The organism is Coleofasciculus sp. D1-CHI-01, from assembly GCF_040218875.1.
Lineage (GTDB): Bacteria > Cyanobacteriota > Cyanobacteriia > Cyanobacteriales > Coleofasciculaceae > Coleofasciculus.
In genome coordinates this window covers 39277-64208 of the sequence record NZ_JAVJQP010000153.1, presented here as the reverse complement: position 1 = coordinate 64208, position 24932 = coordinate 39277, and the positions used below count along the sequence as shown (strand labels likewise).

Sequence of the window (24932 nt, the reverse complement as noted above, 5' to 3'; positions counted from 1 at the left end):
TTACATAAAGACCATTTTTTACCCCCGATAGGAGGAACGTCCATGGAAATGACAACCCGTGAAAACTTTACAAAGACGTATTCATTCAACGAAAAGGTCAAAGGCTTCTTAATTTGGACATTTACCCTAACCGTAAGTCTCTTAGTGGCAGGGTTTCCGCTGATTGTCTTAATGGTGGCGCTTGGAGCAATTATGGCGATTTCCTTACAATCACTTTTGCCGATTAGTGCCGTTTTGCTCGTCGCCGTTGGTTTGATTGGCGCGAATGTTTTGGGAATTTTATTCGGAGCCGCTGTATTAACCTTTAAGGGCGTCAATCCGAAGGAAGTCCGTTGGTTGAGCTGGTTACATGGTGAGCAGAATATTCTTCATAAGTCAATTTTTGCAGCTTGCCCACTCACCTGCGACTCGGAACCTACAAAGTAGTACTCAATTTGGTATTCAAAAATTTGTCAACATAGCTTGATGACTGAGTAGGTTTTCCATCAAATGGTAGTGTGGCCCGGTTTTAACCGGGTTTTTTCATGTCTAAGAGTAATGTAGAGGTTGCTGTAGGGAGTGTTGTGGTGGGGTTAGGGAGCAGGAGAAGCAGGGAAGCTGGGGAAGCTAGGGTTTTAATAGGTTTTAGCCTATTTCCTTGTATTTGCACAACTGTCAATACGGCTCAAAAAATTGATAGCTAACAGTTATGGAATGTCAATGATAAATAAAAAATTTTTCTGGCTTGACGTTAAAAACAAATACTTAACTAGGTTGGCAATTTTCCGGCGATCGCATTAGACTTTAGATGCCATACAGGTTGTTAGAGACATACCTAGTATGTCTCTACTTCTCAGGGAGTCAAATTTTTTAGCTAGTGCAAATTTGCAAATATCAGCGATCCACTTATTTGCCAAAACCTGTCGGTCACTTAATGAGTACCACTAAGGGGAAGCCATAGTACATTTTCCTGGGTTCAGTGATGCCATAATCCGTGAAGGATGCTACCCGATTCAGGAGAAGACAAGTAACTGTTAACACACCTCAAAGCATTGCTGGCTAAGGGTTTTTGGGTTGTGCAGAAAGCCCTATACTCAGTAGAATCTGCTGAATAAGTTTTGTAGTGGGCAGAAGAGGCAGAAGGCAACAGTAGTACGAGCGAGACGCTCGCTATTGGGTCATATTTTTCACAGATAAAGACTTCAAGCCTTACCTTTATAATCAAATCATGATTTTAATAAAAGTGAACTAATCAATACAATAACTCTATCAATAGGCACTTCTATATTTGGTATTTAAAGATACCAAATATAGGATGGTGCTGACTTCTATAATTTCTAATTTATTTTTCATGTCTTCAATGAAACTTTATCAAAAAATGCCGGATATTATCTTACTTCGACAGAAAGGTTAATTGAAGCAAACCAATCATGCTTGTTTCATTAGTCTTGGGCTACCAAATAACTGAATCTGAATCCTTTAAAATGTATTAGGAGCAAAAAAATGCCGATTGACTCTGACAAAATGACCCGTATTCTGCACAACTTTGTCTCTAAGATCTCTGATGTTGAGGGAGCTGCCGTGGTAACTCCAGATGGTTTGCCACTTGCATCCAGTTTACCCGGTGGTATTGATGATGTGCGGGTATCTGCAATGTCAGCTACGATGCTGTCTCTGGGCGAGAAAGTTGGAGCTGAACTTGCTAAAGGCGGCATGGATCAAATCAGCGTTGCCAGTGGTGAAGGGTTTAGCATTTTGACCAATTGTGGTAACGATGCTGTTTTAATCGTACTCGCTGGAAAAGATGCAAAACAGGGTGTTTTACAGTTAGAAATTCAGCGTATCGTTTCTGACTTGAAAGTTGCAATGAGGTAGTCTATATTAGCCAATTTATAAATTGACTAACCTGCGAAACAAGTTGTAATTTTTATCGCCCCAATCTTAGGCTAAGATGTAGTCAAAGTTTGTATATAAACTTAACAGAAAAGTGGGTTGTGTAAAAATTACAGTAAGTTTCTAGTCAATTGGCACTCTACGTTTAAGAGAACCGACTCAATTCTCTATCGTCTCTCTTGTTAATCATCAAAAATGGGAAGGACATTCGCTTTTCTGTAAAGTCTGAATCAATCCAGTTTCAAGCTTCACACGATGAGTTGGTTAACCTGAGTTAGACATAGGTTAACCAACTCAGTTAAAAAACAATCAAGGTGTTGCATCTCCAATACAGGGACATCAATCAAAAAAATTTAGGACTGGACTCGTTGGTAGCCTTAAATCAAACTAACGTTTATCAACTAGTCAACGGACACGATGTACTGTTAGGAGAAAGAACAGCGATGAAATGGAAAGCATTCATTGCCGAATTTATTGGTACCTTTGCCTTAATCTTCATTGGAGTCGGCGCAATCGCGGCAAACCATATCACCGAAGGAGATGCCGGATTAACGGGTATCGCTCTCGCCCATGGATTAACCATTGCGGTAATGGTGAGCGCCACAGCCGCCGTCAGTGGTGGACATCTGAATCCCGCTGTGACATTTGGAGCATTGCTCACCGGTAAAATTGATCCCAAAAATGCTGGTGGATATGTTCTTTTCCAATGTTTAGGCGCAATTTTTGCCGCTAGTCTGATTAAACTGAGTATTCCCATTCAGGTTTTAAGTGCCGTCAGTATGGGTACACCAGCGTTGGGATCAGGAATTAGTCCCATTGCTGGAGTGGCGATGGAGTTTTTTCTGACATTTTTCTTAGTTTTCGTTATCTTCGGTACCGCCATTGATCCCCGCGCTCCCCAAGTGGGGGGCTTATTTATTGGCTTAACCGTAGCCCTAGATATCCTCGCTGGAGGTCCCATCAGTGGAGGGGCGATGAATCCAGCACGACATTTAGGACCCGCTTTATTAGGTGGAGGACTTAGTAATATCTGGGTGTATTGGGTTGGTCCTTTATTAGGAGGGGCTGTAGCTGCTTTACTGTACGAACTCACTTTGGCGAAATCTTAAAACTTGTCAACCTTAGGAGCGGGTGACCCGGGTCAATGGAATGAACTTCAGTTGTGAATTCATCTTAGCGGGTCGCCCCTAAACGAGCAAAATCTTGCAACCAATTCTCTTCAAATCCAATAGATTCAATGATTTATATCTATTAATCAGGAAGACAGTTGATGCAGTCGGCAAAAAAATGAATGAATTGCGCTGTGTTGTTATGGAGTCAAATTAATGAAATTTTTACGGGTGATTGTCGCAGGTCCGGTTAGTTCGGGGAAATCTACATTCGTGAAAACCGCTAGTGACACTGGCGTTATTGAAACCGAACGTTTTGCCACTGATGCCACATCTTTGTTGAAGCCACAAACGACTGTTGCCTTTGACTTTAGTCGCCTGATCCTCAGTCCGGAAATGGAACTGCATATCTACGGGACTCCTGGTCAATCCCGCTTTGACTTTATGTGGGAGTTGTTAATTCAAAGAGCTGATGCTTACATTCTGTTAGTAGCAGCCCATCGTGCGGATGATTTTTCCTCAGCTCGTGAAATTCTTGCCTATATGCGCCAGCGTGTCAAACTGCCGATGCTCATTGGTCTTACTCATACCGATTGCCCAAACGCCAAGTCTGTAGAAGACGTGACCAGAGAAATGGGTTGTCTCAATGACGAAACCTGCCCAAGCATCGTGACAGTTAATCCGATGGATAATACCTCGGTGATTAATATCCTCATGATGATAAAATCTCATATCCTCAAAGAGGTTGACATTAGCTAATTTTATGTTGTAACAGATAAAAATAAAGCTATTTTGAGTAGATTTTACACTTATAGCTGGCGTTTTATGAAAGTTTGAGTCAGGATAGATTTAAGGGCTTTTTATATCTTTGTCAGAGTAAAATACGGTTGTATTAAAACAGACAATTTTCAGTCTGTGTTCTCGTAAAATTAAATCTATAAGCTGCTTATATTAGGGGTAACTAAGCCAGAGTGGTAATGATGTTTAGCGATAAACCATTGGAGCAATTCATGAGTGTAAATAAATCAAGGTATGAACTACACTTTCATGGTCTAGTGCAAGATGCAGTGACAGTTGAACCCAGTCACGCCAAGCAGATTTATCAAGAAAGTTCGATTCAGCCTACTTCGATCTATCAGTTACCCCTGCAACTGGCTGATTTTACGGGTCGCCAGAAGGAACTCGAATGTATCACCAGTGTGCTAAGACGGGCAACATCCGGTCAAGAATTCCAGACACCGACCGCAATCGTCACGGGTGTTGCGGGTGTGGGCAAATCTGCTTTAGCGGTGCAAGTTGCCTATGAGTTACAATCTGAGTTTCCCGATGCTCAACTGTATGTCAACCTGCGTGGCAGTGAAGGGCAACCTCTCGACCCCTTAGACGTACTCGCGGGGTTTCTGCGGATTTGGGGTGTGGAGGATCGGTCAATGCCTCAAAGTTTGAGTGAACGTTCTCAACTGTATCGTTCGGTGATTGCCGGGAAACGAGTATTAATTATCCTGGACAACGCCCGCGATGAGTTTCAGATTCGTCCTTTGTTACCCCAATGTTCCACTTGTGCGGTGTTAATGACGACTCGTCGCCAGATTAAGGGGTTGGAGGAAGCAACGATTGTTAAGTTATCGGTGATGAGCGAACCCGAGGCGCGATCGCTGTTGGAAAATCTCATTGGTGCAGATGCGATCGCGGCTGAACCAGACGCTACTCAACAGATTATGGCTCAGTGCAATTCTCTGCCGTTGGCGCTAAACATTACAGGCGGGTTTCTGCGTCAATTCCCCGACTGTAAACTGGCGGATTATGCCAGCACGCTGAAGCATGAAAAACAGCGACTGGCAAAAATGCAGCTGAGTGATTTGTCGGTGCGCCCCAGCCTGGTGCTGAGTTATCAGTCACTGGATGAACCCTCGGCGCGTTTGTTCCGCTTACTGGGACTTTTAGTCGGTGTCAATTTTACGGCTGATGTTGCATCCAGGTTTTTAGAGGTTGAGCCGACAATTGCCCAGCAATCCTTTGATACTTTAGTGGCATGGCAGCTTGTCACACCAGTGACACCAGGACGCTACCGTTTCCATGATGTGGTACGCCTGTTTGTCCGGGGACAGCTAGCACAAGAAGAAGCTGCTGATGTCCGACAAGCGGCTCGATTGCGGCTGAGTTGCTGGTATTTGGAAAAGGCTCTAATTGTGGATTTAGCAATTAATCCAGAAACTCGTAGTCAGTTTGTCCAATCCTTTATTAAGGATAAGGATAAGGATAAAGATAAAGATGAATGGTCTACCGAGCGTCATTCGCTGTTGATGGCTCTATACTGGTTTGAAATTGAGCGACCAAATATACTGGCGTCGGTGGAGTGGGCGCATCAAGCGGAGATATGGGATGTGGTGGTGTCCCTCGCTCAGAATTTGGTCAACTTCTTTAATACCTATGGGTATTGGAAAGACTGGGAACGCACTCATGGGTTGGCTTTGGCAGCCAGCCGAGAATTAGGCGATCGGGCGAAAGAGGCGCAGACGCTGATTAACTTAGGGAATGTGTATTCCTTAGCGGGTCAATGGGAGAAAGCTCATCAATGTTATCAGCAGAGTCTGGGTATTTTTAAGGAGTTGGGCAATCGTCCCGGAATGGCGAAGACGTTGAATAATCTGGGGAATGTGTACTTTCAGCAACAGCAAAATCAAAACGCGATCGATTGCTATCAGCAGAGTCTGTCCATTTTCAAGGAATTAGGCGATCGCAACCGAGAAGGTCAGACATTAGCCAATATGGGCATTTACTATGCTCAAGATAATCAGCCAATACCAGCTATTCAATTATGGCAAGATTCGCTGACTAAGCTTCAACCAAACTTACCCAAGTTTCAACGAGTCGCTGAATGGTTAAAGTCGATTCAAGGACAAAGCGTTGAAACTTCTTCTTCCACTCAGACGCCTCAGCCTCAGCGTCTCATTCTTTATTGGGGGGGCGCATTTATCCTGGTGATGAGTTTAATTCTGTCTATCATTATGTTAACGGGGTGAAACATCTAATCCACTGGCTCATTTTTAGAGTTGTGTAACTCTAAAAATTAACTTCATAAAACTATACATACTTAGCGCAAAAAAAAAATACCAGATCTTCCGGATTTTGGAGAAAATCATGGAAAACATTGAATAGCCTTAATGGTATAGCTGTCCCCATAAAGATTAGGACAGATTGAACGGCTTAAACAACCACTTACACATAATAAAGCTTACGTCCTTTGCATTTTACCATTTATTCAAAATATTCATACTTTTATCATAAAACAAGCAGACAATACTCTATAAAAATTGCTAAAACTAGAGAAGACTCTATTTTGAGACTTACCCTAAAATAAATCTAGATCAGAGAAAAATATGACCCTGAACGCTTATGATTTTCTGCAAAAAATGCAAGCTCGGATTCATTTCACTGAAACCGATAAATCCCTCTTGAACTCCCAGGCTGATTGGGGAAAACAAATTGCACCAGAGGTAGCCGAACAGTTCTACGCCTACTTAGGCAGTGATCCAGAAATGAATGCAATTTTAAATCACACAACTGATCGCATCCATCGGCTCCGGGAAACCTTTGTTCAGTGGTTTTACGAAATGTTTACGGGTATGGATGACTGGGGTAATGCTTATGCTGAACGTCTATTTAAGCGACTCATTGCCGCCGGAGCCAGTTCCATCTAAATGGTTAGACAAGACTAAAGATTAGCTAATTAATTTTGGGTGTAGTGAAATTCTGGGTAATTTTATATTTTTTTACAGAGGTGTGCTGTAAAGAAGTTACTCGCTTACTCGCTTAACGGATTTGACATTCATAAACTTAGGTGAAATACTGCGGAGAAAAATATAATGGAAACAATGCGTATTGTCGTAACCGGAACAGTGGGTGCTGGTAAATCAACTTTTGTACGAACCTTTAGTCAAACGACAGTGATTGACACAGAACGCAAAGCGACAGATGACACATCGTTAATGAAGAAACGCACAACTGTTGCTTTCGATTTCGGTACGCGCATTTTAGGTCGGGATATGGAGTTACAAGTTTATGGAACTCCCGGTCAATCGCGCTTTGATTTTATGTGGGATTTATTGATTCGTCGCGCTCATGCCTATATTTTACTGGTGGCAGCCAATCGTTCTAGCTCTTTTAATGATGCTCGCGAAATTATCTCGTTTATGAACAGCCGAGTCCAAATTCCGATGATAATCGGTCTAACTTGTATGGATTTACCTGGCGCTTTGGGACAAGAGCATGTTGCCTTTGCCCTCGGCTTTATGAATAATCAAAACCGACCGCCCATTGTTACAGTAAATCCTAATGAAAAAACGTCAGTTTTTGAATCATTGATGGTGTTAATGGCTCACCAATTGTTACAAAGTAGTAAGAGCAAAGGAAATGCCGCCTTGGGAAATGTCGGAGGTAGTCGTCAAGCTGACTCCCTGAAGTCAAGAACGAAGTATCAGTGGCCCAAGCAACGGTTTTCATCCGGGCTATAGGATTTGATACCAAGTTGCGTTCGTTCTAACCTGTCTTATCAGAGCGAAGCGAAGAATCTGGTCTGAACCATCAATGGTGAAGACAGGACACAATGGCTATCCTGACTACCCCAGCCAAGACGGTGGGAGGGATCGCCGCTTTTGGGTGACTTCCCAGAAAGCTAGACTAAGGTATGATAAAGAGTAGACTCGTCTTAGCAAGGGTTAGCTGACTTATGCGATCGCAATTGCTCCTTCTCCCGTCGGCAAAATTTGGCTAGTGCAGTGAGGTGGTCAGTACTGACCCGCGCAAATCTCCCTTGCACGCCCCTATACGGCTCGGCTAAGAAGAGAGTTAAAGTTCTCACCTTGGGATGCGTGCCAGTTACAATCTCTGAAACTTCAGCATTAAACAGGTCTACAAGAGTTAAGCCAGTATGCTGAGGAAAGTACCGCCTAATAAATAACAACTTCGAGGCAAACTTTCACCCCGTAAGGGAGATATCAAACTCATGTTTGTATTCGTGGTAGACAAAAACCGAAAACCTCTTAATCCGTGTCATCCGGCACGGGCAAGGGAAGTCCTGTCGGACTGTGTTCGGTGTAAGGGAATAAATTCCTCCCTATACATAAATGACAGGGGTTTCCATTCGTCCCCTTACCAATCCCGATTTTCGATGACAAAATTTTAATACTTTAATTATTGTCAACATTTTTTTTGATCATGACGGGGCGCATCTTGCCAGAAGGCGAACAATTGAATTTATCAGGTGAGGACATTTCTGGGTCTGACTTAAATATTCATCAGGCTCAAGAAGTTATTTATCAATTTTTGCTCAAAATTGTTCATCACAATCCCCCAGAAACTGTATTACAAGAGTTTCGCCAATTATTTATATTTGGTCAAGAGCCGAGTGAGCCTCATGTAAAAACGGCACTTGATACAATTATTGCCAGCAAAAATGACCAAGAATTTAGAAATACTTTAAAACGATCTTGTTATATTTTAATTAATAACTGGTCTTCAAAACGCCGTTATGATTTTATTCAAAACCTGATTGAATTAGTTGGTGATCCTCCGCTGAAGCCGACGACTCTATCCCCTTCCATGACTCGGCTAAAAGGGTATGTTGCTAATTTTGTTGATAGCCACGATTATCAAGAACTTAAATTATTTTCGGCTCCCTATACGGCTGAATCGGAAGCCGAACAACAGCACTGGAGTTATCGGTATACATCTTATTTATTAGTTCCCCAATATCTGGACTCTCGCAATCCAATTGAACAGCGAGAAACTGCCAAAAATCTGTCTAGACGGCTGAGGAAAAAATTTAAGTTCGATCTAGCCATGTATACGGCTCGATATGATTCTTCTAATTTAAACTCCGAGAAAAAAATTATTAATCCAACTCGTCTAGGTCCTCACGTAATCCAACTGATTAAAAAAATAAGCTCTCGGCAACTATTGGTTAATTGCCGAAGTTATGCTGATCATTTAAACCAATACGTTCCAAATAAACGCTACCAAGACTTTAAACAGGATTTAAAAAAGTATTTGTTATTTTTAATTAACACTCCCGTTTATTCGGAAATACTGGATAAGTATTTATTTGATCGATTAGATAGTCTTTATGAAAATCATCATCTCAAACCGATTAGTGGTAACTTACTACTACGAACATGTCGGCGAATGATTGAGGTGCTAACAATTGAAGATGGTCGAAAACCTTCGACTCTATTTATTTTGTTGACGAATCGTGGTAACCCTTTAACTTTAGTCGTGATTCTCCTGAAAATTATTTTAATTTGTAAATATGCTCAAACGCATCTTGATGTTTGTATTGCCCAATTAATTCGATATTACGAAAATTCTACTGAAAAAGACTGTCAGTGGCTGATTAATTTCTTGGAAGTTTTCAAGATTATTTTTGCTATTTGTACCGAAGACACTCAATATAACATCGTTAAACTTAGTGATAATGACGATGAGCCAGATGCTTATGTTATGGATCTTGATAACTATCGCGTCTTTTCCCAATTGAAAGGAACGGATCTGCGGAGCGCTGATTTAAGAGGAACAGATATCCGTTATATGGATCTCAGAGCAGCAGATTTACGGGAGGCTGATTTGGCGGGGGCTGATTTGAGCAAAGCCGACTTGAGTCTTGCCAAACTTAGTCAGACAAACTTAAGCGGTGCCATGCTTAATCGCACGGAGTTAAGCGGTGCGATGCTTCAAGATGCTAATTTGAGCGGTGCGAATCTCAGTGAAGCAAATCTACGTTGTGCTGACCTGCGACAAGCTAATCTATGCTGTGCAATTTTAAAGAGCGCTAAACTGCGTCGTGCTAATCTCCAGCAAGCCGATCTGAGTAGTGCTGACTTAAGTAATGCTAGCTTGAATTCTGCGAATCTAGTGAATGCCAATCTGCGCTATGCTGATCTGAGCAATGCTGATCTCAGTAAAGCCAATCTTAAGAATGTAGATCTCAGGGATGCTAATCTTAGATGCGCTCAACTCAATTGGACTCAGCTAAACCACGCCAATTTAAGTAGTGCTAACTTGGATCGGGCTGACCTCAGTTATGCCAGTTTGTGTCATGCCAATCTTCAGAAAACGGACTTAACTCGCACAGATTTGAGCAATAGTAACCTCAGTAGAAGCGATATGAGTAAAGCTTTGCTACGTCACGTTAATTTGACGGGGGCAAATCTCAATCATGCTAATCTTATTGGTGCCAACCTGTTTAATGCAAATCTCACGGATGTGAAGGTTAAGGGAACTCGATTTGGAAATAATTCTGGACTCTCTGAGCCAATGAAGCGAGAACTCAAACAACAGGGTGCAATTATTGGGTAAAGAGCCCTCAAACGCTTATATAAGACGTAGCTTGCTTCTTTTCGGGAAGCGAGTATAACGATCTCTGCGGTTAACTTTAATTGTTCCCACCTACGTATTATCGTTTTTTTTCAGTCCTGATGTTACTAAACCCGCCTCCATCTCCCAGATACGCCATAGCACGTCTGGACTATTGCTCCCCCATCTCTTTTATCTCCCCTGTATCCCCGCTCCCCAAGATGCTACGGATTTTGGTTACAATAAATATTTCCGATAAAGGATATTTTGGGAAAAGGTTAAACTAGAGGCAGAGACTGTCGCCGCTATGGAGCAGTAGAGACAGATAACCACCAGGATTAGCCAACTCAGATTTTGCCTATTTATGGAGGGGCGCATCATACCAGACAATCAGCAAATCGATTCTTCGGCTGATGGAGAATCAAAGCAGCAACGGATTCAGCAAGCTCAGGAGGTTATTTTTCAATTCCTAATCGATCGAGTGGAAAATGATCCTCCTGAAACTGTTTTACAGGACTTTAAGCAGTTATTTTTTTCCAGTGAGTGTACGCAAAATCCAGACGTCGCTCGCTCAATGCATGAGCTGCTTGAGCAAAAGAATGAGCAAGAATTCAGAAATACTCTGAAGCGGTCTTGCTATATTTTAATTAACAATTGGTTGGCAAGTCGGCGATCAGACTCGATAGAGGAGTTGATTCAAACGCTGGCTAAGGTGGACTCAGTTAAATCTACTGTATCTCAGACCCTGAATCGTTTGAGAACGTGGATTGCTAATTTTATTGAAAGCCAGGATTATCAAGAACTTAAAGTCTTTACCTCAAGCCGTACCGAACGTCGAGGGTGGAGTCATCGCTATGCTTATTATTTATTGTTACCGCAATATTTAGATTCTCAAAATCCAGTTGAGCAGCGGGAATTAGCTAAGAAAACGGCAAAACGGTTAAAAGAGAAGTTTAAATTTGAGCTAGCAATGTACACCGTGCATTGTAATTCGCCAACCTTTAAAAAGGAACCGCCCCCGAATCCCACTCGACTGGGCAATGGAATCATTCGTCTGCTCAAACAACTGATATCGCGTAAGTTTCTGCACAGTTATTCCCATACGGCTGATGTTTTTGTTCAGCAGAGCAAAACGCTGACTTATCGAGACTTTAAGCAGAAATTACTCGACTATTTACTCTTTTCAACGAGTCCTCATCAGTCGATTGATTTTTTTAAAAAGACTCTGACCGAAAAACTAGAGATGCTCTATGAGTCATACAATGAGGAAACGACGACCATGGAGCTATTACTGCGGACTTGTCGGCGCACCTTGGAATTTTTAACCACAGAAAATGGGCAGGAACCCTCGCCACTCTTTATCACTCTCACCAGCCAAGGCAGTCCTCTGACAATTGTAATTCTCCTGCTCAAAATTATTTTATTGTGTAATTATGTTCGCACTCATTTAGATAATTGTATTGCCAATTTAATTCGATATTACGAAAAATATTCGGAAACAGAATGCCGATTTTTTATTCATTTTTTGGACATTTTTAATGTTGTTTTTGCTATTTATACCGAGAACGTGCAATTTGATGTCGTCAAAATTAAGAAGGGCGAATCAGCGGTTTCTGATTTGGAGGCATACCGCATTTTTTGCCAATTGAAAGGTGCTAATCTACGCGGGAGTGATCTGAAGGGGGCTGACATTCGTAATAGTGATTTGAGTGCTGCCGATTTGCGGGAAGCAAATCTCAGCAGTGCTGATCTGAGTGAGGCGAATTTGAGTCTGGCTAAATTGGGGGGCGCTAATTTAAGTAGTGCCATACTCATGGGGGCTGATTTAACGGTTACTGACTTGAATTGTGCCAATCTCAATGGCGCTAACCTAAATAACGCCAATCTGAGTCGTTCAAACTTGCAAAATATTAATCTGCGTCGCGCCAGTTTGATTGGGGCGAAACTGCGACATACCAACCTCCAACAGGCGGATCTCAGCCATGGAAATTTGAATCAGGCAATTCTCACAGGTGCCAATCTCAAGAATGCCAATTTACGACAAACTAGCCTCCAGTACGGGGATTTAAGTGAGGTTGACTTGAGTGAGGCAAACCTGAGTCAGGCGAACTTAACAGGTGCAGACTTACAGCGCAGTCAATTGGATCAAGCGACTTTAGAGGGGGCAATTTTAGAACAGGCAAATCTGAGCGGAGCCAGTCTATTCAGAGCCGATTTGAGCCAAGCGAATCTCAGCAATGCTCAACTGAATCAGGCGATGTTAAGGGGAGCCAATTTAAAGGAGGTGCGATTGCGTCGGGCTATCCTCAGTCATGCTAATTTAGAAGGGGCAAATCTGAGTCGCGCTGATTTGAGTCGTGCTGATTTAAGTAATTTAAATCTCAGGGGAGCCGATTTAAGTCATACGTTTCTGCGTCATGTCAACTTGACGAATGCGGATTTGAGACAGGCAAATCTCACAGGCGCGAATCTGTTCAATGCCAATCTGAGTGGTGTGAAGGTTGAGGGAGCTATATTTAAGCAAAATGCGGGGTTGTCTGCTGCTCAGGGGCGAGAATTAGAACAGTTAGGGGCTACGGTTGAGTTGAGTAAGTTAACATCCCGCGATCGCAATGTCTGGAAACATCCCCTTCCTCCACATTCCCTATTGCCAAACCAATCTGAAAATTAGTCATTTATAAGGCTTTGAAGCTCCTTATCATTTTTTAGTACAGGGTATAGAATTTATGTCCAGGTACTTATTTTATCTATACTCCTGACCAATCCTCTATTTGCAATTCTTTAATTTGTCCAAAATCTGATGTATTACGAGTAAGTAATATTGCATTAGTTACGATAGAAATCGCGGCAATTTTCAGATCCATATTACCTAGACGTGGATATCTTTTTCTCAAGCGTCGGTGTTCTAGAGCAGCATCACGATTAAATGGAATGACCACAATCGAGCGATAATTATCTGAAAGCTGTTGTAGCCCTTGATATGCCAGTAGCTGCTCGTCTAACGTTTTTGCCCTAGATATTACACTGAGACGACCTCTAACTTGTTCTTCGTAGGTAATGATAGTGACGGCAACCTCTGCTGCTTCAACGGTTGCCAACCTTGCTAGAATGCGTCTGCCCTCTTGCCCATTACGCTGGATAAGACTGAGATGATCGGTGTCGAGAATGTACATCGTAAAGCGCTAGGAAAGCTACTCAACAGACTGCCGCCATTCTTGACCCAGACGAACGGCTTCATCAAATGTGGGATCATTTTCAAAGCTGCCTGCCACTTTCATCCACCAAGGAGTTTCCTGCTCAAGCAAGCCAGCAAGTAGTTGCTTCAACTGGGCTAGCTCTGACTCTAAGGCTGCAACTCGCGCTTCGAGACCTTGAGAGCGGTTGTCAAGTTGCTGGGAAGTCATAGTTAAAGAGGTGGTAGTTCGGAATTATTGCCCTATTATAGCAAGCCCGCTTTCTCTGAATCACGGCGAAATTAGCCTTGCCACCAAAAATGGGCTGCGATCGCAATGTCTGGCGAAATCCCCTTCCTCCACATCCCATATTGCCGAACCAATCTGAAAATTAGTCTTATGTCTTATGTCTTATGTCACTGTTTCCCATTCTCTATTTCCTCATAATTCATTGACAATTTCATTGCTAGAGGTTTTATTGACTCGTTCGGGATTGGGTTGTAATGGTTCAGGTAATGATTGAACGCCTCCCCACTGGCTAATAAAACTTTGCAGCAGTGCTTCTTGTTGGGCGCGAAATCCTTCTAAGTTGTAACCCCTATTCATCGTCGAAAACCAGATAATTCCCTGCTGCTGGGTGGGTAAAGCTCCGCCTAAAGCGCTGACATTATTTAAACTTCCTGATTTAACAATGGTGAATGGGGGAAGCGGACGTTCGTTTAAAATCCCTTCATCTTGTCCAACAACCGCCAAGACATCGCCAAGGCTCATATTATAAGGTTGAAGATATCGGGCAATGGCGAGAAATAAACCGGAAGCCGCACGGGGAGAAATTTTGTTTTGATCGCTTAATCCAGACCCATTAACTAACGTGATTTCCGCTTGAGGAACGCCTGCGGCGGCGGCGGCTTGTTGGGCGACAACATTCGCTCCCCCGACGGAGTTGGCGAGCATTTCCGCCATTTTATTATTACTATATTGATTCATTTTTTTGATCAGTTCAGCCAGGGGGAAAGAATAGTGGCGAATCAAGGGTTGGACGTTGCTGGGAGGGGTGGGGGAGATTTGTACCGAACCCGCGATCGCAACTTGAGGTTTGGGGGTGTCTGGGGGTAGGGTTTGATACTGGGTTTGGGCGGCGGGAGTCCAAAGTTGACTATTTAATCCTTGTCTGAGAAGAGTCCCTGATTTGAGTGGAGCAAACTCAAAGTTCATGTAAAATTTGCCTGTGATGATTAAATTACCCGCTACCTGCTGGATACCCATCTGATTGAGGAGATTACCGAGAGCGATCGCTTCTTCCCAGACAAAGAATGGATCGTCTCCCCCTTCAATCACTAAGTCTCCCTGGAGAACCCCGTTTTCCACAGCACCCGTTGCGCCAATCAGGGTGATGAATTGGTGATCGGGACCAAAGGTTTGCAAAGCGGCGAGGGATGTGGCGATTTTGGTGATAGAAGCCGCAGGTAAGGGAACAGTACCTTGATAATTCGCCAGTAGAGTATCCCCCGCTTGAATCCAGATCCCATGATTTTCCTTGGCAAATCCTTTGGCGGCTAAACCATTCATGTACTGCTCAATTTGCGCTTGGATCGCCGGATTGGGATTATCCGGGGAAGCGAGTGAGGGAATCGCTGGTTTTTGCGCCAATTCCGCTTCTGCTGGACTGTCGGCGACTGAGACAGTATCGATATCGTTTTCGTTGGCGGAAGGTTGGGAGGGATTAGATTGAGGGGAACATCCGGCGGTAAAGGAGAGGAGGGTTAGGGATAGTGCAGTTGTCAAGGGCAGGGATTTGAACATTGGAATTATACGAATTACGGATTATGATTTCCCAATCTAGACTGTACTATAGCGTTTCTCATCTTATGTGGGAGGTAGGGCGCAAGGATGGTGCCCCTACAGCGCCCAATAACAAATAACAAATGACGAATGACGAATGACAAATCAAGCAATTTGACTTCCCAAAACTTGGTTTTCCCGCTCAATTTCCCCTAAAAAACTACGGAAACTTTTTTCGTGGTTTTGTTCCCAGCGCTGAATAATATGGAGAATCTCTCGTAATAAATAGCCGGAACCACAGGTGACATAATCGACAATATATTCAGAGTCCAGACTGAGAGACTCCAGAGAATTGCCGCGAAAATCAACTAAATAACCGCCGGCTGCTTTTAAAATTGGATAGGCGAGCAAATTATAATTTTCCGAAGCATGACGACATTCGACCATAACATCAGCAGCGCCTCGGGCGATTTCACAAAATTCCATAGCTGAGTTATCGATCGAGCGAATATCCCGACAGCATAACCACAAGGGGAAACTGCCGCTCAATGCTTCTTTTGCCCGATTATAGCCGGGACGTAAGTATGCGATCGCGTCCTCTAGGGAGACTTGAGAGTGACAGTAAATCTGAGTGTAGTCTTGACTGTGAGCACTTTTGAAATAGGCAGCGCTCCGGGTTCCATAGTAGCAGTTTCCTGTGCGTAATCCTTGTACATAAGCAAATTCTAAATCTCCTAAAGTCACATCCAATCTTTTTGACGTGATGGCAATCACTAAAGACGGGTCACCCACTTGACGTAACCAGTTGGATGTTCCGTCGATTGGATCGACAAATATAGAATAGCCAGCGTAAGGATTTAGCTTGGGGTGTTCTCCTTGGAGATAAAGGTTGATGGGATAGTCGGCTAAACAAGAACAGATAATTTCACCCGCTTGGCGATTAATTTCATGTTTAGCTTGTCCATTGATGATTAACTGATGTTGGTAAGGGAGATTGTCTAAAAAAGTGGCTAGATTTGCGGCAATTGCTGAACAGATTGGTAAGTAATCCATAATTCAAGAACTCCTCTGGGGAGATCTATACCCTCAATGTTTCCTGGTAATACGCTATGAACAGTAAATATTACCTGGACTAATGGGCATAAACTCAGTAAATATGTACTACAGGTGACTGACTAATTTAGTCTTACTGGAGACAGTCGGCAGATTAAATAGCCGCTCTAGTTCTTGGACAGGTTGATGACAAGTGGTATCAACCCTGGGCATTTCCTGCCAGCAGTGTGAACAGAACCAGTAGAGGCGATGGTGGCTAATGTGCCGAAGTAAGGGATGGGAGCAGCAGGGACAGGTACTCATAAATCTTGTATATTTTTTATTTTGATTTTTTCTTATGTATAAATATTATTTTTGCGTAAAAATGTTTACTAAATCTTGATCGACATCTCTGATAGCTTGTGATAATAAATAAAAAAATATGTGATTAGTTTTACATAAATTGAGTGATCAATATCATGTTGAAGTGATACCAAATCCGCTTTTGTCCTCCCTTCTGCCTTGGAAACCTCTGCCTTGAAGCCTTTTGCTATATCATCGATCACGTTAGTGTCATCACCAGTTATGTCTACCCAAAACTTTACCCCTCTCACCATCTCAGACGCTCAAGCACTCCTCGAACCCTTCAACTGTATTGAGAGTCAACCTGTGGTGTCAGATTCCGACAAAGAGAAAATTCGGCAAGCCATCGCGTTACTTGCCGAGCATTCAGATTATCAAATTTTTGGTATTTGTGCGGATACAGCCGCTCAGGGTTTATCGGCGCTCAAAACCTATGCTCAAGCTTTAGGGTATCAACCGAATCTCGATCTCACTCCGATTGAGGGCGCTGTCTATATCAAATATAACGGCAATTCAGGATTGTGTTATATCGATTCCTATACGGGTGAGCATCGCGGTGTTTTAGTGTCCTGTCAATCCTCATTTGAGGGGGGAATTAATGAAATGTACGGTCATCTCCCCCTCGATTTATTTGCGTTGTCAGATTAACCGTGTAGAGACGTTGCATGCAACGTCTCTACAGTTCTCATCAACGCAATCGGTACTTAAAGTCGCGTTTTCCTTGGTAGTCCGTTAAATCTGCCAATGTTTCCAAACTCTGAACCCCAGGATACAACTGACCATTAATTTCCCAAGTGGGATACCCTTGTATTCCCGCTGCTTGGCACACTTGAGGCTGCGGATTTTTCCCAGCCGGATTACACTCGATATAATCGATTTCGCTAAAGGCTTCTTTGCCAAATAACTCCTTTTGATCGTGGCAATGGGGACAAGTAAACGCACCATATTTTTTAGCACCAACGGCGGTAAGATGACGAGCGAGTTCCATTTCCGCTTCGCCAGAGGTGGTGGTTATTTTCCAGCCGTAGGGGGCTGTGGGCGCAGTGGATATCTGAGGAATCACGCCGCCGTCTACTCCGCCAGCCGTTGTCTGTTCACCACTCATTCCATAGACACCCAAGGTGCCAATCAGCGCCACCATACCGACAACAATGCCCGTGAAAAACAGTTGTCCGACATCTTCCCACTCACGCCCAATGATCGTCAGCACGAATAGGGCGATTGAACAGACAGCGGATACCAGGCAATAGATACAAAATGCCCCAATGACAACAGACATGAGATAGACAAGGTAGCCACTGAAGACAACCATGGCGGTTGCGCCAGCAAACATCAGCAGCCAACTCCCATCGTCTACTTGTCGGCGAAAGTCTTTGTTAGCCGAGGATTTGACCAGTTGGGGGGCAAAGGCAAATACCGCGATCGCAGTATAGGCTAAAAAACCAAACAAGCTCAGGGGAACACCAAAAAGCCAAGCATAACTACTACTTAAGACAGCTTGACAGTTGATTACACCGCCTGTGGGACATACGGCTTCTTTAAATACCCCAGTTTCCACCAAGGTAAGGTAAGCCGTATCTAAAGCACCAAGAATCGCGATCGCACCAATGATTGGGCGGGAGTGGCGATGAATCCAGGGAGCAGAACGTCGGCGTCTCATAATTTGTCTATCAGCACTAACAATTTCAGGAATAAGCGAGAAATTTATGGCTCACTCCTACTTAGAATGTAACTTGACCGAAGACATTGGTTTCGGTGACGCTGTCGTGTTAACACCACGTCGTACCGCTTCCACAAATTGACTGACGCGAATCGGGTCAATGGGTTGCTCAATTCGTCCCCGTCGTTTCAGGGAACTGGAGACAATCACCCCGTCGGCGGCTTGCATTAAGGTGGGAATATTTTCCCAGTTGGCACCGCTACCGATGAATACAGGCGTTCCATTAGCGGCGGCTGATGCTAATTCTAAGTCTTCTAGACTGGGAGGACTACCTGTTGCCCATCCAGAGAGGATGACGCCATCGGCTAACCCTCGTTCAATCGTTTCTTGTACCGCCGTGGTCAAATTTGGTGATCCCAAGGGGCGTCCATGCTTGACTAGGACATCAGCTAAAATTTGTACATCACTACCGAGTTCTCGGCGATACCGCAACAGTTCATAAGCCTGTCCTTCGATCAACCCTTGATCCGTTGCCATGACGCCAGTGAGAACATTCACCCGGATAAACTGGGCTTGGACACAACTGGCGATCGCGATCGCGCTTTGGGCATCATTGCGTAACACGTTGATCCCCACGGGTAACGTGACCAAATTCATCAATCGTCCCATAATTAAGGTCATCGCACTGACGACAGCCGGATCGACTTGGTTTTTGGTGAAGGGAGCATCAAAAAAATTCTCCACGATTACCCCATCAACTCCCCCTGATGCCAGTGCTGTCGCCTCTTGTTCGGCTCGATCAATCACCGCTTTTAAACTCCCTCCCCAACGGGGAGACGTTGGCAGGGGTAACAGATGCACAACGCCAATGATGGGATTGGGTGTTTTGAAAATTTGTTGTAAGTTCACGTATCTACCTGAAAACCGTTCACAAGAATTTGAATATACTCAGGTTTGACAACCACAGAGATTCTCTATCTAACTCATTCGATGGATTGACAAATGAGATATACCATGGTATATAACAGCATAAATCTCTCAGAATCCTAACCATTGCCTAATTCTTAAGCACTAACCGCTAAGTAGGGTAACGTCAGCCGACGCTCGCTAATAGTCGCCCTTCCCCCAGTCAAGCGTCAAGTTAGATTAAGTTACCGAGTGTATTGCATATATTAATAAAATTTTATATAAATAAGTAACGGGGTTAAACTAGAGCAACCAAAGAACATCCGGACTGGTGGAGCGTGGGTAAACTCTAAGACTATGCCCCTATGAATCAAGTAAAGCTGGGAAAAAATTAAGTGATCAGGATTGAATCCGCCTGAACTCTGGAGACGTTCTCTCCAGAAGGGTAACAGGGAACTGCTCACGACTCATGCTTACTGATTAGGAGCGCTGGAAATCAAGCGCTACTCCACTCTAGTGCCGATTGTAGTAGATAACCGCATGGGCAACAAGCCAACCATTGCCATTTCTCATTTAGGCTGTGAAAAAAATCGTATTGATACGGAGCATATCCTGGGTCTGCTGGTTCAAGCGGGCTACCCAGTCGATAGCAACGAAGATTTAGCCGAATATGTTATTGTAAATACCTGTAGCTTCATAGAGGCAGCGCGGACAGAATCGGTTCGCACGTTAGTTGAGCTAGCAGAAGCCAATAAGAAAATTGTTATTGCTGGCTGCATGGCACAACATTTCCAAGAGAAATTGTTGGCAGAATTGCCAGAAGCTGTAGCTGTAGTCGGAACAGGCGATTATCAGAACATCGTCGAAGTGATAGAACGGGTAGAAGCAGGAGAACGGGTCAAAGCCGTTTCAGCCGAACCCACCTATATTGCGGATGAAACAACGCCGCGCTATCGCACAACCTCAGAAGGAGTCGCTTACCTGCGAGTAGCAGAAGGATGTAACTATCGGTGCGCCTTCTGCATTATTCCGTATCTGAGGGGAAACCAGCGATCGCGAACGATTAAATCAATTGTGGCGGAAGCTGAACAATTGGCGTCCCAAGGCGTGCAGGAATTAATCCTCATTTCTCAAATCACAACCAACTATGGCGTCGATCTGTATGGAGAACCCAAGTTAGCTGAACTGTTGCGGGCATTAGGTAAGGTGGATATCCCCTGGATTCGGATGCACTATGCCTATCCGACGGGTTTAACCGAGCCAGTGATGGCAGCAATTCAGGAAACGCCTAATGTTCTGCCTTACTTGGATTTACCCCTACAGCATTCCCATCCAGAAGTCCTGCGTGCAATGAACCGTCCTTGGCAGGGGCGAGTGAATGATCAGATTATTGATCACATTAAAGCCGCCTTGCCGAATGCGGTGCTGAGGACTACCTTTATCGTCGGGTTTCCTGGCGAGACAGAGCAGCACTTTAACCATTTGCTGCAATTTGTCCAGCATCACGAGTTTGACCACGTTGGTGTCTTTACTTTTTCTCCCGAAGAGGGTACACCAGCCTACAACTTGCCCAATCGGGTCCCCCAAGCCGTCATGGAGGAGCGTCGCCAGACGCTGATGGCAGTTCAACAGCCGATTACGTTGAAAAAAAACCAAGGTGAAGTGGGCAAGATCGTTGACGTTCTGATTGAGCAAGAGAACCCCTCAACCGGAAAACGGATCGGTCGCTCAACTCGATTTGCCCCTGAGGTCGATGGATTAGTCTACGTCCAAGGCGAAGCCCCCTTGGGGACCATCGTGGAAGTAGAAATCACCGATGCTGGCATCTATGACCTCTATGGTTCTGTAGTCCCTAGTCCACTGTTAGTTGTCGGTTAACTCGAGTCGATTCAGGGTAAGGGAATGTTGGCGATTGCCAACTCCTTAACCCAGACACTTGATCACTGACGACTGACCTTAACCATCACGAAAAACTCACAACAACCGTTAAATTATGACCCTTTCATTCAATAATCTGGGCTTATCTGAAGAGTGTCTCCATCAACTGGAAAAATTAGGTTTTGATACACCAACGGACATTCAATCTCAAGCCATTCCGGAACTGTTGGCAGGGCGAGATGTGGTCGCTCAATCTCAAACCGGTACAGGGAAAACCGCTGCCTTTTCTTTGCCGATTTTGGAACAGCTTGATCCCAATGCCCGAGGCGTACAAGCCTTAATTCTTGCCCCAACACGGGAATTAGCCCGACAAGTGGCAGATGCCATTCGGGACTTGACCAGCAATCGCCGTGTCGGTATAGTCACCGTCTACGGAGGACAATCCATTGATCGCCAAATTCGTCTCTTACAACGTAATGCTCAAATGGTTGTCGGGACGCCAGGACGAGTGATCGATTTGCTGGATCGAGGAGATCTGAAATTGGATCAAGTCAAATGGGTGGTTTTGGATGAAGCCGATGAAATGTTGAGCATGGGCTTTATCGATGATGTCAAGAAAATCCTCAAGCAAGCCCCCAAAGAACGCCAGAGTGCCTGTTTTTCGGCAACAATGCCGAAGGCAATTCGGGATTTAGTCAACCAGTTCCTCAAATCCCCGGTGACGGTAACCGTGGAACTATCCAAAGCCACCCCAGCACGGATTGAGCAGCGGGTTTATATGATCCCTCGTGGCTGCTCAAAATCCAAAGCCTTACAGCCAATTTTGGCGCTGGAAGACCCCGAAGCCGCCCTAATTTTTGTGCGGACACGGCGGTCAGCAGCGGAACTCACTAGCCAGTTACAAGCGGCTGGTCATAGTGTGGATGAGTATCATGGTGACCTGAGCCAAAGCCAACGGGAGCGCTTGTTGTCCCGATTCCGCCAGAGTCAGGTGCGCTGGGTGGTGGCGACGGATATTGCCGCACGGGGTCTGGATGTGGATCATCTCACCCATGTGATTAATTACGACTTGCCTGATCAGGTGGAAAGTTATATTCACCGGATTGGTCGTACGGGTCGTGCCGGGAAAACCGGAACCGCGATTTCCTTGATTCAACCCTTTGAACGGCGCAAACTGCACCAGATTGAACGGAAAGTCCGGCAGAACTTACAGGTGTCTCGGATTCCCACGCGATCGCAAATCGAAGCGCGGCGCTTGGAGAAATTGCAAGACGAGTTACGCGAGGCACTGGCTGGCGAACGGATGGCATCATTCCTGCCGATTGTGCGGGAGTTGAGTGAAGAATACGACCCCCACGCGATCGCTGCCGCTGCCTTGCAAATGGTCTACGACCACACGCAACCGGAGTTAGCTGCCATCGAGGTTGATAACAAAGTAGAACGTCCGAAACTGGTGAAGCGTCGTAATAACAAATCCAAAGAATCGGTCACTCATAACCGTTCTCGGTAATTGATTGAGTTCATCCCATGACCAATAGGCGTGGGATGAATTTGTCTTATGTTATTTGTCTTATGTCATTTGTCTTATGTCATTTGTCCAAGAGTTCTTGCACTTAGTTAGGGCGGGTTTAGTGACATCTGGGTGGCAAGCAGCGATAATGGTGAAACCCGCCCCTACAGATGTGCTATTGCGTGTCTGGTCACTCAAACGTTTTTTCGGGTCATTTGTATGTATATGACCAACATCCAGTAAAAAATTACCCATGACTCTGTCTGCTACCAATACCCCTCAAACTACAGATACCTTTACTAAACCTTGTCAATGGTCGGGTTTAATTGAGACCTATCGGTCTTATTTACCCGTCACCGCCTCAACTCCCGTAGTGACTCTCTTGGAGGGAAATACGCCTCTGATCCCCACCCCTGCCCTTTCAGAAGCGGTAGGCAAAGGAGTCAAGGTATTGGTTAAATATGATGGTCTTAATCCTACAGGTAGCTTTAAAGACCGAGGCATGACCATGGCGATTTCTAAGGCAAAGGAAGCCGGGGCAAAGGCGGTTATTTGTGCCAGCACCGGAAATACCTCTGCCTCGGCTGCGGCTTATGCGACTCGGGGTGATATGCAAGCGTTTGTATTAATTCCGGATGGGTATGTCGCCTTGGGGAAGTTGGCGCAGGCATTGGTTTATGGGGCGCAGGTATTGGCAATTGAGGGAAATTTTGACGACTGCTTGCGAATTGTCCAGGAGTTAGCGGCAAATTATCCGGTAACGTTGGTGAATTCGGTTAATCCCTATCGGTTGGAAGGTCAAAAAACGGGCGCATTTGAAATTGTTGATAATTTAGGGAATGCCCCGGATTGGTTGTGTATTCCGGTGGGAAATGCGGGGAATATTACGGCGTACTGGATGGGCTTTTGCCAGTATCATCAACATGGGTTGTGCGATCGCTTACCTCGGATGATGGGATTCCAAGCGGCTGGCGCGTCGCCGTTGATTCTGGGTGAACCAGTAGCGCATCCGGAAACAATCGCCACCGCGATTCGGATTGGCAATCCAGCCAGTTGGGATAAAGCTGTTGCGGTAAAAGATGCCAGTCAGGGAGAATTTAATAGCGTTACCGATGAGGAAATTCTGGCAGCCTATCGCCTCTTGGCATCAAAAGAAGGAATATTTTGTGAACCCGCTAGCGCTGCATCGGTGGCGGGGTTATTGAAAGTGAAAGATCAAGTGCCGACGGGAGCAACAGTGGTTTGTGTGCTGACGGGGAATGGGCTAAAAGATCCGGATACGGCGATTCAACATTGCAACAACCAATTACAGCGAGGAATTGAGCCAACCACCACTGCCGTTGCTGAGGTGATGGGATTCAGTTCAAGCTGAATAGTAAGCTACGGCGATTGAAATCGCTGCTACACAAACAAAGTCCGCCTGCGCGGACTGGATTATAACGGGGGTAGCTAACCCTGATTTGGTACTATATCATGTCCGGTTGATTACTTGCGATCTAGATTTCTAGGTTTAGTCTATGTCAAGGGACTAAATCCCCCACTCCTGGCAAAATATAGTGGGGACGATAGGCAAAATGGATTAAATCCTCTTGGCGGGTGACTCCAGATAACACCAACGCCGTCTCGATTTCTGACTCAATCCCAGCAATGATATCAGTGTCCATGCGATCGCCAATGATGGCTGTATCCTCACGACGACAGCCTAGCTTCTTCAGAGCATGACGCATCATTAGGGGATTTGGCTTGCCGACAAAATAGGCTTTCGCCCCCGTCGTCAGTTCCAAGGGTGCAATTAACGCCCCTGTCGCTGGCACAATTCCTTTCTCACTTGGTCCAGTTAAGTCGGGATTTGTACCAATTAACTTTGCCCCTTTAATCACTAATTGCGCCGCATGTTCTAATTTCTCAAAGCTATAACTGCGCGTCTCGCCTACCACCACATAATCGGGGTTGGTATCGTTCATTGAGAACTCAGCATCGTACAGCGCATTTGTCAACCCTGCTTCCCCAATCACAAAGGCACTTCCTCCGGGACATTGTTGAGCCAAAAATGCCGCCGTTGCCAAGGCGCTGGTGTAGAAATGTTCCTCCGGGACTTCTACGCCCAACCGTTTTAGCTTCTCCCGCAACTCCCGAGGCGATCGCTCACTACTATTGGTAAGGAACAAAAATTTCTTGTCCGACGCCTTTAACCAGTCCAAAAATGCCTCCACTCCTGGCAGTAAGCGGTTGCCGTGGTAAATCACGCCATCCATATCACAAATAAATGCCTGTTTGCCGCGTAGCTCATTCATCTA

General features: G+C 44.8%; 21 protein-coding genes and 1 pseudogene. 14 read left to right on the top strand and 8 right to left on the bottom strand.

Translation table 11 applies throughout. From position 1 onward, the window contains the following. Positions 1-42: 42 nt before the first annotated feature. From RIB93_RS26905 to RIB93_RS26860, 10 genes and pseudogenes are all read left to right on the top strand, one after another. A complete protein-coding gene (locus tag RIB93_RS26905; protein ID WP_446377439.1) occupies positions 43-426 on the top strand; it encodes a hypothetical protein in 384 nt (127 codons plus the stop codon). A 1056-nt stretch (positions 427-1482) separates the two neighbouring features. Next, positions 1483-1854 (top strand): roadblock/LC7 domain-containing protein, encoded by a 372-nt coding sequence (locus RIB93_RS26900; protein WP_446377437.1) that lies wholly within the window; start codon positions 1483-1485, stop codon positions 1852-1854. 461 nt (positions 1855-2315) lie between these two features. Beyond that, positions 2316-2981, top strand: a complete 666-nt coding sequence (locus RIB93_RS26895; RefSeq protein WP_446377435.1) for an MIP/aquaporin family protein — start codon at positions 2316-2318, stop codon at positions 2979-2981. A gap of 216 nt (positions 2982-3197) precedes the next feature. Continuing rightward, complete coding sequence (locus tag RIB93_RS26890; RefSeq protein WP_446377433.1) at positions 3198-3740, top strand: GTP-binding protein; 543 nt, start codon at positions 3198-3200, stop codon at positions 3738-3740. A gap of 251 nt (positions 3741-3991) precedes the next feature. After that, positions 3992-6004 carry a tetratricopeptide repeat protein gene (locus RIB93_RS26885; protein ID WP_446377431.1) on the top strand — a complete coding sequence of 671 codons (2013 nt, stop codon included), beginning with the start codon at positions 3992-3994 and terminating at the stop codon, positions 6002-6004. 390 nt (positions 6005-6394) lie between these two features. Continuing rightward, positions 6395-6649, top strand: a pseudogene (locus RIB93_RS26880) (protoglobin domain-containing protein); the annotation flags it as partial. 198 nt (positions 6650-6847) lie between these two features. Beyond that, complete coding sequence (locus RIB93_RS26875) at positions 6848-7495, top strand: GTP-binding protein (protein ID WP_446377429.1); 648 nt, start codon at positions 6848-6850, stop codon at positions 7493-7495. A gap of 491 nt (positions 7496-7986) precedes the next feature. After that, positions 7987-8166 carry an RRXRR domain-containing protein gene (locus tag RIB93_RS26870; RefSeq protein WP_446377427.1) on the top strand — a complete coding sequence of 60 codons (180 nt, stop codon included), beginning with the start codon at positions 7987-7989 and terminating at the stop codon, positions 8164-8166. A 32-nt stretch (positions 8167-8198) separates the two neighbouring features. Next, on the top strand, positions 8199-10334 hold the full coding sequence (locus RIB93_RS26865) for a pentapeptide repeat-containing protein (protein WP_446377425.1): 2136 nt from the start codon (positions 8199-8201) through the stop codon (positions 10332-10334). Between the two features lie 361 nt (positions 10335-10695). Next, positions 10696-13002: a pentapeptide repeat-containing protein gene (locus RIB93_RS26860; RefSeq protein WP_446377423.1), complete on the top strand. Its 2307-nt coding sequence runs from the start codon at positions 10696-10698 to the stop codon at positions 13000-13002. Positions 13003-13078: 76 nt separating this feature from the next. Here the strand turns inward: RIB93_RS26860 and RIB93_RS26855 are convergent, their stop codons facing one another. The 5 genes from RIB93_RS26855 to RIB93_RS26835 all read right to left on the bottom strand — a co-directional run bounded on the left by RIB93_RS26855 (position 13079) and on the right by RIB93_RS26835 (position 16642). After that, entirely contained in the window at positions 13079-13504 is a 426-nt protein-coding gene (locus RIB93_RS26855) for a type II toxin-antitoxin system VapC family toxin (RefSeq protein ID WP_446377421.1), read from the bottom strand. An 18-nt stretch (positions 13505-13522) separates the two neighbouring features. Next, positions 13523-13735 (bottom strand): hypothetical protein, encoded by a 213-nt coding sequence (locus RIB93_RS26850; RefSeq protein ID WP_446377419.1) that lies wholly within the window; start codon positions 13733-13735, stop codon positions 13523-13525. Positions 13736-13945: 210 nt separating this feature from the next. Continuing rightward, positions 13946-15307, bottom strand: coding sequence for a D-alanyl-D-alanine carboxypeptidase (locus RIB93_RS26845; RefSeq protein ID WP_446377417.1), 1362 nt, complete (start codon positions 15305-15307; stop codon positions 13946-13948). Positions 15308-15451: 144 nt separating this feature from the next. Then, complete coding sequence (locus RIB93_RS26840) at positions 15452-16339, bottom strand: inositol monophosphatase family protein (RefSeq protein WP_446377415.1); 888 nt, start codon at positions 16337-16339, stop codon at positions 15452-15454. A 108-nt stretch (positions 16340-16447) separates the two neighbouring features. Further along, positions 16448-16642, bottom strand: coding sequence for a hypothetical protein (locus RIB93_RS26835; protein ID WP_446377413.1), 195 nt, complete (start codon positions 16640-16642; stop codon positions 16448-16450). 261 nt (positions 16643-16903) lie between these two features. On the opposite strand from RIB93_RS26835, the gene RIB93_RS26830 reads away from it, so the two are divergent. After that, complete coding sequence (locus RIB93_RS26830) at positions 16904-17329, top strand: DUF1824 family protein (protein WP_446377411.1); 426 nt, start codon at positions 16904-16906, stop codon at positions 17327-17329. Between the two features lie 40 nt (positions 17330-17369). On the opposite strand, the gene RIB93_RS26825 is transcribed toward RIB93_RS26830, so the two are convergent. Next, positions 17370-18341 carry a vitamin K epoxide reductase family protein gene (locus RIB93_RS26825; RefSeq protein ID WP_446377409.1) on the bottom strand — a complete coding sequence of 324 codons (972 nt, stop codon included), beginning with the start codon at positions 18339-18341 and terminating at the stop codon, positions 17370-17372. Between the two features lie 57 nt (positions 18342-18398). Further along, a complete protein-coding gene (btpA, locus tag RIB93_RS26820; RefSeq protein WP_446377407.1) occupies positions 18399-19250 on the bottom strand; it encodes a photosystem I biogenesis protein BtpA in 852 nt (283 codons plus the stop codon). 537 nt (positions 19251-19787) lie between these two features. Between btpA and rimO the strand changes: the two genes are divergently transcribed. From rimO to thrC, 3 genes are all read left to right on the top strand, one after another. Further along, positions 19788-21125, top strand: coding sequence for a 30S ribosomal protein S12 methylthiotransferase RimO (gene rimO / locus RIB93_RS26815; protein ID WP_446377405.1), 1338 nt, complete (start codon positions 19788-19790; stop codon positions 21123-21125). 115 nt (positions 21126-21240) lie between these two features. Continuing rightward, on the top strand, positions 21241-22635 hold the full coding sequence (locus tag RIB93_RS26810; RefSeq protein ID WP_446377403.1) for a DEAD/DEAH box helicase: 1395 nt from the start codon (positions 21241-21243) through the stop codon (positions 22633-22635). A gap of 253 nt (positions 22636-22888) precedes the next feature. Beyond that, a complete protein-coding gene (thrC, locus tag RIB93_RS26805; RefSeq protein WP_446377401.1) occupies positions 22889-24007 on the top strand; it encodes a threonine synthase in 1119 nt (372 codons plus the stop codon). A gap of 148 nt (positions 24008-24155) precedes the next feature. On the opposite strand, the gene RIB93_RS26800 is transcribed toward thrC, so the two are convergent. Further along, positions 24156-24929 carry an HAD-IIA family hydrolase gene (locus RIB93_RS26800; RefSeq protein WP_446377399.1) on the bottom strand — a complete coding sequence of 258 codons (774 nt, stop codon included), beginning with the start codon at positions 24927-24929 and terminating at the stop codon, positions 24156-24158. Positions 24930-24932 lie beyond the last annotated feature (3 nt).